The 11,290-nt window shown below is 72.7% G+C and carries 12 protein-coding genes; 6 read left to right on the forward strand and 6 right to left on the reverse strand.

Annotated features, from left to right (window positions below):
• Positions 1-220: 220 nt before the first annotated feature.
• Positions 221-1,414: a methyltransferase domain-containing protein gene (locus GT045_RS04660; RefSeq protein WP_161333364.1), complete on the reverse strand. Its 1,194-nt coding sequence runs from the start codon at positions 1,412-1,414 to the stop codon at positions 221-223.
• 90 nt (positions 1,415-1,504) lie between these two features.
• Between GT045_RS04660 and GT045_RS04665 the strand changes: the two genes are divergently transcribed.
• The 4 genes from GT045_RS04665 (at position 1,505) to groL (ending at position 5,664) form a co-directional block, all read left to right on the forward strand.
• Positions 1,505-2,416: a polysaccharide deacetylase family protein gene (locus GT045_RS04665; RefSeq protein ID WP_237538349.1), complete on the forward strand. Its 912-nt coding sequence runs from the start codon at positions 1,505-1,507 to the stop codon at positions 2,414-2,416.
• Complete coding sequence (locus tag GT045_RS04670; RefSeq protein WP_161294684.1) at positions 2,413-3,228, forward strand: polysaccharide deacetylase family protein; 816 nt, start codon at positions 2,413-2,415, stop codon at positions 3,226-3,228. The genes GT045_RS04665 and GT045_RS04670 overlap by 4 nt, the downstream gene beginning before the upstream one ends.
• Before the next feature lie 381 nt (positions 3,229-3,609).
• The gene (groES, locus tag GT045_RS04675; RefSeq protein ID WP_004955293.1) at positions 3,610-3,918 is read left to right on the forward strand and encodes a co-chaperone GroES; all 309 of its coding nucleotides are present in this window, start codon (positions 3,610-3,612) and stop codon (positions 3,916-3,918) included.
• A 117-nt stretch (positions 3,919-4,035) separates the two neighbouring features.
• Positions 4,036-5,664 (forward strand): chaperonin GroEL, encoded by a 1,629-nt coding sequence (groL, locus tag GT045_RS04680; protein WP_161293199.1) that lies wholly within the window; start codon positions 4,036-4,038, stop codon positions 5,662-5,664.
• Positions 5,665-5,964: 300 nt separating this feature from the next.
• Here groL and GT045_RS39465 read toward each other — a convergent pair whose 3' ends face one another.
• From GT045_RS39465 to GT045_RS04700, 3 genes are all read right to left on the reverse strand, one after another.
• Positions 5,965-6,804, reverse strand: a complete 840-nt coding sequence (locus tag GT045_RS39465; protein WP_237538350.1) for an ester cyclase — start codon at positions 6,802-6,804, stop codon at positions 5,965-5,967.
• A gap of 76 nt (positions 6,805-6,880) precedes the next feature.
• Positions 6,881-7,654, reverse strand: a complete 774-nt coding sequence (locus GT045_RS04695) for an SDR family oxidoreductase (protein ID WP_161298710.1) — start codon at positions 7,652-7,654, stop codon at positions 6,881-6,883.
• 76 nt (positions 7,655-7,730) lie between these two features.
• On the reverse strand, positions 7,731-8,399 hold the full coding sequence (locus GT045_RS04700; protein WP_161298711.1) for an MOSC domain-containing protein: 669 nt from the start codon (positions 8,397-8,399) through the stop codon (positions 7,731-7,733).
• Positions 8,400-8,479: 80 nt separating this feature from the next.
• On the opposite strand from GT045_RS04700, the gene GT045_RS04705 reads away from it, so the two are divergent.
• Positions 8,480-9,385: a LysR family transcriptional regulator gene (locus GT045_RS04705; protein WP_161298712.1), complete on the forward strand. Its 906-nt coding sequence runs from the start codon at positions 8,480-8,482 to the stop codon at positions 9,383-9,385.
• A 97-nt stretch (positions 9,386-9,482) separates the two neighbouring features.
• Here GT045_RS04705 and GT045_RS04710 read toward each other — a convergent pair whose 3' ends face one another.
• On the reverse strand, positions 9,483-9,812 hold the full coding sequence (locus GT045_RS04710) for a WhiB family transcriptional regulator (protein WP_161298713.1): 330 nt from the start codon (positions 9,810-9,812) through the stop codon (positions 9,483-9,485).
• Between the two features lie 378 nt (positions 9,813-10,190).
• Here GT045_RS04710 and GT045_RS04715 point away from each other — a divergent pair, with 378 nt between their 5' ends.
• The gene (locus tag GT045_RS04715; RefSeq protein ID WP_003948568.1) at positions 10,191-10,802 is read left to right on the forward strand and encodes a response regulator transcription factor; all 612 of its coding nucleotides are present in this window, start codon (positions 10,191-10,193) and stop codon (positions 10,800-10,802) included.
• 268 nt (positions 10,803-11,070) lie between these two features.
• On the opposite strand, the gene GT045_RS39470 is transcribed toward GT045_RS04715, so the two are convergent.
• Positions 11,071-11,290: hypothetical protein (locus tag GT045_RS39470; protein WP_237538351.1), on the reverse strand; the 220-nt coding region annotated here is incomplete at its 5' end.

An 11,290-nucleotide genomic window follows, 5' to 3' on the forward strand; every position in this document is an offset into this window, starting at 1 on the left:
GTGCGCCACGCGGCCGGACAGCAGGTCGGGCGTGCGTCACGCGGTCGAACGGTGTCCCGGCCGTGCGTCACGCGGCCGGGTGGCGTCCCGGCGGTGCGCCACGCGGCCGGACAGCAGGTCGGGCGTGCGCCACGCGGTCGAACGGTGTCCCGGCCGTGCGCCACGCGGCCGGGTGGCGACCCGGCGGTCACGCCCGCGCCGGGGGGACGGCAGCCGCCGCTCAGCCGAGCGGGGCCGGTCCGGCGGGTGCCCGCAGCGGGAAGCCGACCAGCATCGTCGGTGCCCCCGCCACCCGGGTGAGGAAGACCGTGGCCGCGTTCGGGCCCTGCGGCTTGACCTTGCGGCGCAGTTCCTCCGGCTCGACCGCCGAGCCGCGCTTCTTCACGGTCAGCGTGCCGACCCCGCGCTCCCGCAGCAGGGCCTTCAGCTTCTTGACGTTGAACGGGAGCCGGTCGGTGATCTCGTAGCCGGTGGCGTACGGGGTGGGCCGCGGCTCGTCGGCGGTGATGTACGCGATGGTCGCGTCGACCAGGCCGCCGCCGATCTCCTCGGCCACCTCCGCGACCAGGTGCGCGCGGATCACGGCGCCGTCGGGTTCGTACAAGTACCGCCCCACCGGCCGTACTCCGGGATCGGGCAGCCCGCGCCCGAGCAGCGTGCGCGGGCCCGGCAGCAGCGTGGCCCGCACGGCGCCCGGCGCGTCGGTGCCGAACCACAGCACCGCCTCCTTCACGTCCCCGCCGTCGGAGATCCACTCGGCCTCGGCCTCGGCCGGGACCACCTCGTGGGGGATGCCCGGGGCGATCTTCAGGGCGGCCCGGGGAGCCGTGCGGGCGGTGTCGATCGCCCAGGACAGCGGCGGCGAGTACGCCTCCGGGTCGAACACCCGCCCGCGGCCGCCCCGCCGGGCCGGGTCCACGAACACCGCGTCGAACCCGGCGGTGTCCACCTCCGTGACATCGGCCTCCCGCACCTCGATCAGCCCGGCCAGGCCCAGTGCCTCGGCGTTCGCGCGGGCCGCCGCCGCGGTGAGCGGGTCCCGGTCCACGGCCAGCACCCGGATCCCCGCCCGCGCCAGTGCGACGGCGTCCCCGCCGATCCCGCAGCACAGGTCGGCGACGGCGGTCACGCCCAGCTCCCGCAGCCGCCGGGCCCGGTACGCCGCCACGCTGCTCCGCGTGGACTGCTCGACCCCGTTCGGGGTGAAGAACATCCGCGCGGCGTCCTCGGCCCCGAACTTCGCCACGGCCCGCTGCCGCAGCCGGGCCTGGCCGAGCGCGGCCGAGACCAGCTCGGCCGGGTGGTCGCGGCGCAGACGCGTGGCCACGGCCAGCTCCTGTGCGGGCTCGGTGGCACGCACCTCGTCGAGGAGGGCGCGGCCTTCGGGGGTGAGGAGCAGTGCGAGGTCGTTCACCGGGTCATTGTGGGCCAGTCGGTGGATGGTGCGCCTCCGGCGGCGGTGTCGGACCGGTTCGCGGGCCGTGGCCTGGGAGGATCCGAGGCCATGCGAGCAGTAGTACAAAATGACAAAATTTGGACGCGCTTCCGGCGGCTGGCCCTGGGCGGCGGAGCCGCCGCGCTCGCCACCGCCGCCCTGCTGTCCGGCTGTGCCGGCCCCGACTCCGCGCGCAGCGCACCCGCCGGACGGAAACCCGTGCAGGCCCTGGGGCCCGAGGCCCGCCAGGCCGCCGAACACGCCCGGCTGGTCGCCGCCGCCCGGCGCTGGGGACTCGACCAGGCTCCGCTGACGCCTCCGCCGCCGCCCGCGCGCAAGCCGAGGATCACGGCCCGCGACGGGTTCGAGGTGGACCACCAGGAGGACTGGGGGCTGCCCCCGGTCTTCACCACCGTGCCCACCGACCGCAAGGTCGTGTTCCTGACGATCGACGACGGCGCCGAGAAGGACCCGCGGTTCCTCGCCATGATGCGGGACCTGAACGTCCCCTACACCGCCTTCCTCAGCAACTACCTGGTGAAGGACGACTACGCGTACTTCCGCAGGATGCGCGACTACGGCAACACGCTCGACAACCACACGCTGCACCACCCCTATCTGCCGGGTCTGTCCTACGAGGAGCAGCGGGACGAGATCTGCGGCATGCAGGACATCATGAAGAAGCAGTTCGGCAGGGCGCCCACGGTCATGCGCCCGCCCTACGGCAACTACAACCAGGACACCCTGGTGGCCGCGAAGTCCTGCGGCATCAAGTACGCGCCGATCTGGAACGAGGAGGTCTTCGTCGACCACTGGGAGTACCGCGAGGACGACCAGCGGCTGCGCCGCGGCGACATCGTCCTCACCCACTTCCGCGGCCGGGACGACTGGAACGGCACCATGGTCGACGACATGCGCCGCTTCCTGAACAAGGTCACGCGCGAGGGCTACGCCGTGGCCCGCCTGGAGGACTACCTGTGAGGCGCCTGCGGGGTCCGGCGGCGGTCCTCGCCTCGGCCCTGCTCCTCACGGGCTGCGCCCAGTCCGTCGACCCCATCGAGCGCCTCGGCAAGAAGGCCGCCGAAGGGGTGCGCCCGCACCACACCGCCGCCGACCGCGGCTACCTGCGCTGGGGCCTGGCCCGCCCGCTCGCCCGCTTTCCGGTGCACCCGGCCCGGCCACCCGCCGCGTCCCCGGGAGGGCACACCCTGCCCACGGTGGCCGACCACGTCCCCACCCGCGACCCGGTCGTCTTCCTCACCTACGACGACGGCGCCGAGCGGGACCCCCGCTTCGTCGACATGGTCCGCGAACTGAGGCTGCCCGTCACGCTGTTCCTCACCGACAGTGTCGCCGCCCCCGGCTACGGCCACTTCGCCCGCCTGCGCGCCCTCGGCGCCGGCATCGAGAACCACACCGTCGACCACCGCGCCCCGGCCGGACTGCCCTACGCCGAGCAGCGCGCCGAGATCTGCGGGCAGCAGGACCGCCTGCGCGCCCGCCTCGGCGTCCGCCCCCGCCTCTTCCGGCCGCCTTACGGTTCCTGGGACGCCACCACCCTGCGCGCCGCCGCCGGCTGCGGCATCTCCACGCTCGTCCTGTGGCGCGCCGCCCTCACCCCGGCCGGCCTCGCCTGCACGCACGGCCCCCGCCACCTGCGCCCCGGCGACATCGTCCTGGTGGGCCCCGACGAGTCGGGGGACCTCCCCCTGCGTGAACGCACGGTGCGCGTGCTGAGGGAGGCGCAGGAGCGGGGGCTCACGGTGGGCCGGCTGGAGGACTACCTGAGCTGAACGCCGCGGCTCCCGGCGGTACCGCCGGGAGAGCCGGAACCTGGACTTCGTACGGGACTTCCGGTGGGCGGGCGGCGGTGCTCCCGGCGGGGCCGGCGACGGGACTTCCGGCCGCTGACCGGCGTGTTCGGCCGGCGGAGCCGTGGGGAAACCGGCCCCGCCGCGGCACCCGCGCGCGCCGTCCGCGGCCGACGCGCCGCACGGCAATTGGCACTCCGCTTGACCGAGTGCTAACCCCGGTCATAGTCTCGGCTCTGGCACTCCGCAGGTGAGAGTGCCAACAACAGCGACGGGCAGATCCGGCACCCGCGACGACGGATCGACCTGGTCGCCACCTCAGACAGTTAACCCCGTGAGATCTCCGAAGGGGGAGGTCGGATCGTGACGACCGCCAGCTCCAAGGTTGCCATCAAGCCGCTCGAGGACCGCATCGTGGTCCAGCCGCTCGACGCCGAGCAGACCACGGCCTCTGGCCTGGTCATCCCGGACACCGCGAAGGAGAAGCCCCAGGAGGGCGCCGTCCTCGCCGTGGGCCCGGGTCGCTTCGAGAACGGCGAGCGCCTGCCGCTCGACGTCAAGGTCGGCGACGTCGTTCTGTACAGCAAGTACGGCGGCACCGAGGTGAAGTACAACGGCGACGAGTACCTCGTCCTCTCGGCTCGCGACGTGCTCGCGATCATCGAGAAGTAATCACCTCAAGCAACTCTCTGCTTGAGCAGCGCCCCTGGCCCCCGCATCCGATAAGAAGCCGGGCGCCCGGGGCGCTGCGTTTTTCACCCACAGATTTCCGAGAGGGCTCCCGCTGCCATGGCGAAGATCCTGAAGTTCGACGAGGACGCCCGTCGCGCCCTTGAGCGCGGCGTCAACAAGCTTGCCGACACCGTCAAGGTGACGATCGGCCCCAGGGGTCGCAACGTCGTCATCGACAAGAAGTTCGGCGCCCCCACCATCACCAACGACGGTGTCACGATCGCCCGCGAGGTCGAGATCGAGGACCCGTACGAGAACCTCGGCGCGCAGCTCGTCAAGGAGGTGGCGACCAAGACCAACGACATCGCGGGTGACGGCACCACCACCGCCACGGTCCTCGCCCAGGCGCTCGTCCGCGAGGGCCTGAAGAACGTCGCCGCCGGCGCCTCCCCGGCCGCCCTGAAGAAGGGCATCGACGCCGCCGTCAAGGCCGTCTCCGAGGACCTGCTCGCCACGGCCCGCCCGATCGACGAGAAGTCCGACATCGCCGCCGTCGCCGCGCTGTCCGCCCAGGACCAGCAGGTCGGCGAGCTGATCGCCGAGGCGATGGACAAGGTCGGCAAGGACGGTGTCATCACCGTCGAGGAGTCCAACACCTTCGGCCTGGAGCTGGACTTCACCGAGGGCATGGCCTTCGACAAGGGCTACCTGTCGCCGTACTTCGTGACGGACCAGGAGCGCATGGAGGCCGTCCTGGAGGACCCCTACATCCTCATCAACCAGGGCAAGATCTCCGCCATCACGGAGCTGCTGCCGCTGCTGGAGAAGGTCATCCAGGCCGGCTCCTCCAAGCCGCTGCTGATCATCGCCGAGGACCTCGAGGGCGAGGCCCTGTCGACCCTGGTCGTCAACAAGATCCGTGGCACGTTCAACGCCGTCGCGGTGAAGGCCCCCGGCTTCGGCGACCGCCGCAAGGCGATGCTGCAGGACATGGCCGTCCTCACCGGCGCCACCGTCATCTCCGAGGAGGTCGGCCTCAAGCTCGACCAGGTCGGTCTCGACGTGCTCGGCTCCGCCCGCCGCATCACGGTCACCAAGGACGACACCACGATCGTCGACGGCGCCGGCAAGTCCGAGGAAGTGCACGGCCGCGTCGCCCAGATCAAGGCCGAGATCGAGAACACCGACTCCGACTGGGACCGCGAGAAGCTCCAGGAGCGCCTCGCGAAGCTGGCCGGCGGCGTGTGCGTGATCAAGGTCGGCGCCGCCACCGAGGTGGAGCTGAAGGAGAAGAAGCACCGTCTGGAGGACGCCATCTCCGCGACCCGCGCCGCGGTCGAGGAGGGCATCGTCTCCGGTGGTGGCTCCGCCCTGGTGCACGCCTCCAAGGTCCTCGAGGGCAACCTCGACAAGACCGGCGACGAGGCCACCGGTGTCGCGGTCGTCCGCAACGCCGTGGTCGAGCCGCTGCGCTGGATCGGCGAGAACGCCGGCCAGGAGGGCTACGTCATCGTCTCCAAGGTCAAGGACCTGGAGAAGGGGCAGGGCTACAACGCCGCCACCGGCGAGTACGGCGACCTGGTGAAGGCCGGCGTCATCGACCCGGTCAAGGTCACCCGCTCCGCCCTGGAGAACGCCGCCTCCATCGCCGCCCTGCTGCTCACGACCGAGACCCTGGTCGTCGAGAAGAAGGAAGAGGAGCCGGAGGCCGCGGGCCACGGTCACAGCCACGGCCACGCCCACTGAGGCGACCGCCTGCGAGTGAAGGCCCGGCACCCCGTCGAGGGGGGCCGGGCCTTCGCCCTGTGCCCACGCGCGTCCCACCGCACCTCTCGCCCTGCGCCCGCGCGCGTCCCACCGCTTCCTTCGCCATGTGTCAGCGCGCCCTACCGCTTCCTTCGCCCTGTGCGCGCCCGGCGTGCTGCTCCCGCTCCCGTTCGCCCTGTGCGCGCCCGGCGGGCCCGCCCGCCTTCCGGCTCCGGCTCCCGTTCGCCCTGTGTGTCCGCCCGGCGTCCGGCTCCCGTGCGCGCTGTGCGCCCACCCGGCCTACTGCTCCAACTCGTCGAGGGCACCGAGCTGCTGCATCAGCCCCAGCTGGTCGTGCTGCCACCACAGCTCGGCGATCTTGCCGTCGGCGCCGAACCGGAACAGCGTCATCCCGGTCATGAGGACCTGCCTGCCGGTGGGCGCGATCCCCAGGAAGTCACCTCGGTGCACGGCCCGCCACGTCCACCGCGCGCACGCCCGGTCGCCCTGGGCGAACACGTCCTCGACCGTGAACGCGGAGTCGAACGCGCCGCGCCACATCCGGAACTCGGCGCGCACGTGGTCCAGCCCGACGGTGTCCTGCGGGTTCATCGGGTCGCGGCTGTGGATGTCCTCGTCGAGCAGGTCGTTCAGCGCGGGCAGCTCACCCGGGGCGCCGACCGCCGCGAAGAACCCGCGCACGCTGTCCACGGACCGGCGCTCGCCCCGAACGCCGTCGTCTCCGGACCCGCGCTCGCCCCGAACACCGTCGTCTCCGGACCGGCGTTCGCCCTGTACGTCGTCGTGTCCGGATCGGCGTTCGCCCTGTACGCCGTCGTCTGCGGACAGGTGCTCGTCCCGTACGACGTCCAGATCGGTGAAGGTCGGCAGCTCGTCGCACAGCGCGACCAGCCCGCGGTAGATCCGGTCGGTCTGCGGCAGGTTCGAGTTCCGCATCGCGTCCTCGTACGAGGGGAACTCCACCACCTCGACGACATGCGACGCGTCCGAGCGGTCCGTGCCGACCAGCGCGTGCGTCGCCGTACGCGTCCCCTTGGTCTGCCGGACCCAGTCGTCCATGAGCCGGTTCATCTCGTCCAGCCGGCTCGTCCTGCACTCGATGAGCTGTACGAAGGTCATGACGCCGCCTCCGGCCCCCCTGGTCCGGTAACCGTCCCGCCCATTTTCCCACCGGGACGGCAGCGCCACCCGTCCGCTACCGCGGCCCGTACTTGCGCCCCGTGCGGGAGCTGATCCCGCCCAGCAGGCCACGTGGCGTCACCTTGGCCAGCCCCATCAGCGCCTTGTACCGCGCATCCGGGATGGACAGCGACTTGCCGCGCGCGAGGTCGGCGAGGGCCGCCGCGACCAGCTTGTCCGCGTCCAGCCACATCCAGCCGGGGATGTTGTCCGTGCCCATGCCGGCCCGCTCGTGGAACTCGGTGCGCACGAACCCGGGGCACAGCGCCATCAGCCGGACCCCGCTGCCGGCCAGGTCCCGCGCCGCACCCTGGGTGAACTGCACGACCCACGACTTGGACGCGCCGTAGGTGCCCCGCGGCACGAAGGCCGCCACCGAGGCGACGTTCACCACCCCGCCCCGGCCGCGCTCGCGCATCGCCCCGGCCGCCGCCGACGTCAGCCGGAGCACCGCCTCGCAGTGCACCTTCAGCATCCGCAGTTCGTCCGCCATCGGTACGTCCAGATAGCGGCCCTTGTGGCCGAAGCCGGCGTTGTTGACCAGCAGGTCGACCGGGTTCTTCCGGTCGCCGAGCCGGGCGGCCACCGTCTCGATGCCCTTGTCCTGCGCGAGGTCGGCGGTCAGCACCTCCACCTCGATGCCGTGCCGGTCGTGCAGTTCGGTCGCCTGTTCGCGCAGCCGCTTGGTGTCCCGCGCCACCAGGACGAGGTCATGCCCGTCAGCCGCCAGCCGCCGCGCGAACGCGGCGCCGATCCCCGCGGTCGATCCCGTAATCAGAGCCGTTGTCATGGCCCAAGGGTAGTGACCCGGACCGACAGCCTCCGCTGACCGTGCCCGCCGGGCCGCCCGCCGTACTGACGGCCGTTCAGCCCCCGTGCTCCGTCACGTATTTCCGCGCCTGCGCCAGCGCCTCCGCGTGCAGCGCCTCGCCCGCCGCGAGCAGCCGCGGCAGCAGCTCCCGCTCGGTGGTGACCGCGCGGAACTGCATCGCCGCCGTCACCCCGTGGTCCGGCCGGTGCACGATCTCGACCGGGTCCCCGGTCCGGATCTCGCCCGGTGCGATCACCCGGAGGTAGGCACCCGTTGCGCCCTTCTGTGTGAACCTCCTGACCCAGCCGCGTTCGCCCAGATGGCCCTGGAAGGTCCGGCACGGGATGCGGCCCGAGGTCACCTCGAGCACCACCTCGGGGCCGATCCGCCAGCGCTCACCGATCAGCGCCCCGGACACGTCCAGACCGTCCGTGGTCAGGTTTTCGCCGAAGCAACCGTTGGCCAAAGATCGGCCGAGTTCGCGCTCCCACTCGTCGAGGTCCTCGCGCGCGAACGCGTACACGGCCTGGTCGTCCCCGCCGTGGTAGCGGGTGTCGCACACCGCGTCCCCGGCGAGACCGCTCGCGCCGGCCCCCTTCGGACCGGGCGCCGCCACCCGCACCGGCCCCTCGGCCGGGCGCTTGTCGATGCCGGTCAGGCCGTCCGGCTGGTTCGTGTAGGGCACCGGGCGGGGCCGCCCCAGGTTGACGGAGAGAAGCTTCATCCCAGCACGCTAAGCGATCGCCGCCCAAAGCGGACCCGCATTATCGGGAACCTCACCCAAGGTTGGCTTATGCTCGACGGGTGATCGAGGCCCGTCATCTCCGTGTCCTGCGCGCCGTCGCCACCACCGGGTCCTTCTCGGCGGCGGGACGCGAGCTGGGCTGCACCCAGCCCGCCGTGAGCCAGCAGATGAAGGCCCTGGAGACCTCGGTCGGCACCCCGCTGCTGGTCCGCAACGGGCGCGAGATGCGCCTCACCCAGGCCGGCGAGGCCCTGGTCCGGCACGCCTCCGGCATCCTCGCCGGGCTCACCGCCGCCGAGGAGGAGGTCGCCGCCATCGCCGGCCTGCGCGCGGGCCGCGTCCGGCTGGTCTCCTTCCCCAGCGGCAGTTCCACGCTGGTCCCGACGGCCCTGGCCGCCCTGCGCGCGGCCCATCCCGGCACCCGCGTCTCCCTGGAGGAGGCCGAGCCCCCGAGGTCCGTCGGACTGCTGCGCGAAGGCGACTGCGATCTGGCCCTGGCCTTCCGCTACGAGGGGGCCGCGGTCGCCGAGGACTGGGACGACCTCGTCGTACGGCCCCTGCTGACCGACCGTCTGGTCGCCCTGGTGCCCGAGCGGCACCGGCTCGCGCGCGCGGAGACCGTGGCCATCGGCGAGCTGGCCCGCGAGCCGTGGATCGCGGGCTGCCCGCGCTGCCGCGGCCAGCTGGTCGAGGTGTGCGAGGGCGCCGGGTTCACGCCGCGCATCGACTTCGCCACCGACGACTATCCGGCCGTCGTCGGCCTGGTCGGCGCGGGTCTCGGTGTGGCCGTACTGCCCCAGCTGGCCGTGGAGTCGGTGCGGCCGCGGGGCGCGCGCACGGTCCGGCTGGAACCGGCGGTACGGCGCGAGATCGTCGCCCTCACCCTGCCCGACCTGGCGCAGGTGCCGGCGGTGTCGGCGACGCTGGAACAGCTGGCCCGCGCGGCCGGGCGCGCCCAGCCGTAGGGCGGCGGGTACGGCGGCAGAGCCACGGGCACGCGTGCGCGTGCCCGGTGAGGAAGGAACGGCGCGTCCGGCGGGCCGGAAGTGCAGAAACGTTCCTTCAGTGGGTGGGGCCGGTGTCCCCGCTGGTGGTCGACGCCGCCACCAGTCGGTTGCGTGCCCGCCCCATCAACTCCTCGCGCTCGTCCTCGGTCAGGCCGCCCCAGACGCCGTACGGCTCGCGCACCGCCAGTGCGTGAGCCGCGCACTCCGCCCGGACCGGGCACCTCATGCAGACCTCCTTGGCCGAGTTCTCGCGAGCGCTCCGAGCCGCCCCGCGCTCGCCCTCCGGGTGGAAGAAGAGCGAGCTGTCCACCCCGCGGCATGCAGCCAGCAGCTGCCAGTCCCACAGGTCCGCGTTCGGTCCGGGAAGGCGGGAGAAATCTGCCATTACGTGACCCCTTGTAGCCGATCTGGGCGGATACGGTGCCGACGACCGTACATCTCCGGTCTAAGGAGATGAAAATATGACTCATTGCGAATCTAGCCCCGGACACTACGAAACGGGAAGAAAAGGCGCCGAATGGGGCATAGCTTGTGATGAAAAGTTGAGGGTCCGTTGGGCATGTCTGCACCGTGTCGGTCCCCTCACGTAGAGTGCCGAAGACGGCACGCGGCCCCGTAACTCTTTCGAGTGACCGTCGTTGAGAGTGCGGAGGCGGTTGAAAACACAAGCGCTCGGGCAGGCGTCCGAGACGGTCGACCGCACAGACGATTCCGTACCAGCCTGGAGGCTCAAGGTGACGCGCATCAGCTGCGGAGGGCGGTCATGACATCCGTCCTCGTCTGCGACGACTCCCCGCTTGCCCGAGAGGCGCTCCGCCGCGCGGTCGCGACCGTGCCCGGTGTCGAGCGCGTGACGACGGCGGCCAACGGCGAGGAAGTCCTCCGCCGCTGGGGCGCCGACCGCTCCGACCTCATCCTGATGGACGTACGCATGCCCGGCCTGGGCGGCGTCGAGACCGTACGCCGGCTGCTGTCCGCCGACCCCGGCGCGCGCATCATCATGCTCACCGTCGCCGAGGATCTCGACGGGGTGGCGCTGGCGGTCGCCGCCGGCGCGCGCGGCTACCTGCACAAGGACGCCTCGCGCGCGGAGCTGCGCGCGACGGTGACGCAGGCGCTCGCCGACCCGACCTGGCGCCTCGCCCCGCGCCGGCTGCGCTCGGCGGAGATGGGCGCCGCGCCCACGCTCACCGCGCGGGAGATCCAGGTGCTGGAGGGCATGAGCCACGGCCGGTCGAACGCCGAGATCGGCCGTGAGCTGTTCCTCTCCGAGGACACCGTCAAGACGCACGCGCGGCGCCTGTTCAAGAAACTCGGCGCCTCGGACAGGGCCCACGCGGTGGCCCTCGGCTTCCGCTGGGGACTGGTCCGGTAACGATGTCCGGCCGTGCCGGCCGCCCGGCACCGGGCGCTGCCCGGCCGCCGTGCTCCCGGTCTCACTGTCGTCCGTGCTGCCGTCCGCGGCCCGCGCACGGGCGACCGGCCGGGGCCACTGCGCCGGGCGCCCCCCGGGGTGGCCCGGTGTGGTCGTGCGGAACGCGGTCCTGCCCTCCGCGCGTCTTGGCCGTGCGCTTCGCGTCCGTGCCCCGACGGGCGCGCCGGGAGGCACGGCAGGCCGGGCCGACGGCGGTGTGCCGCACCCGTCAGGGGTGCACGGGGTACGCCCTGACCTGGCCGAACCGTGACCGGGTCGGGTAGACGCGGGCCGCGGGCGGCGTGGTGTGCTCGTCGGCGCGACCGCCTCGGACGCGCGCCGGCGCCGCACACGCCGGCGGGTGGATCAGCGTTCCGGTGGAACGCGCCGGAAGGCCGTGCTCCCGGCGTACGACCGCGCGCAGCGGCGCGCGGCCGCAGCGGCGCACA

Origin of the sequence: Streptomyces sp. SID486, from assembly GCF_009865385.1 — a bacterium.
Classification (GTDB): domain Bacteria; phylum Actinomycetota; class Actinomycetes; order Streptomycetales; family Streptomycetaceae; genus Streptomyces.

What these genes read in the sequence shown, in the direction of transcription:
- GT045_RS39465 (WP_237538350.1), bottom strand. Translation starts at nt 6,804, where the DNA reads ATGACCTTCGTACAGCTCATCGAGTGCAGGACGAGCCGGCTGGACGAG.
- GT045_RS04695 (WP_161298710.1), bottom strand. Translation starts at nt 7,654, where the DNA reads ATGACAACGGCTCTGATTACGGGATCGACCGCGGGGATCGGCGCCGCG.
- GT045_RS04710 (WP_161298713.1), bottom strand. Translation starts at nt 9,812, where the DNA reads ATGGCAGATTTCTCCCGCCTTCCCGGACCGAACGCGGACCTGTGGGAC.
- GT045_RS04715 (WP_003948568.1), top strand. Translation starts at nt 10,191, where the DNA reads ATGACATCCGTCCTCGTCTGCGACGACTCCCCGCTTGCCCGAGAGGCG.
- GT045_RS04700 (WP_161298711.1), bottom strand. Translation starts at nt 8,399, where the DNA reads ATGAAGCTTCTCTCCGTCAACCTGGGGCGGCCCCGCCCGGTGCCCTAC.
- GT045_RS04665 (WP_237538349.1), top strand. Translation starts at nt 1,505, where the DNA reads ATGCGAGCAGTAGTACAAAATGACAAAATTTGGACGCGCTTCCGGCGG.
- groL (WP_161293199.1), top strand. Translation starts at nt 4,036, where the DNA reads ATGGCGAAGATCCTGAAGTTCGACGAGGACGCCCGTCGCGCCCTTGAG.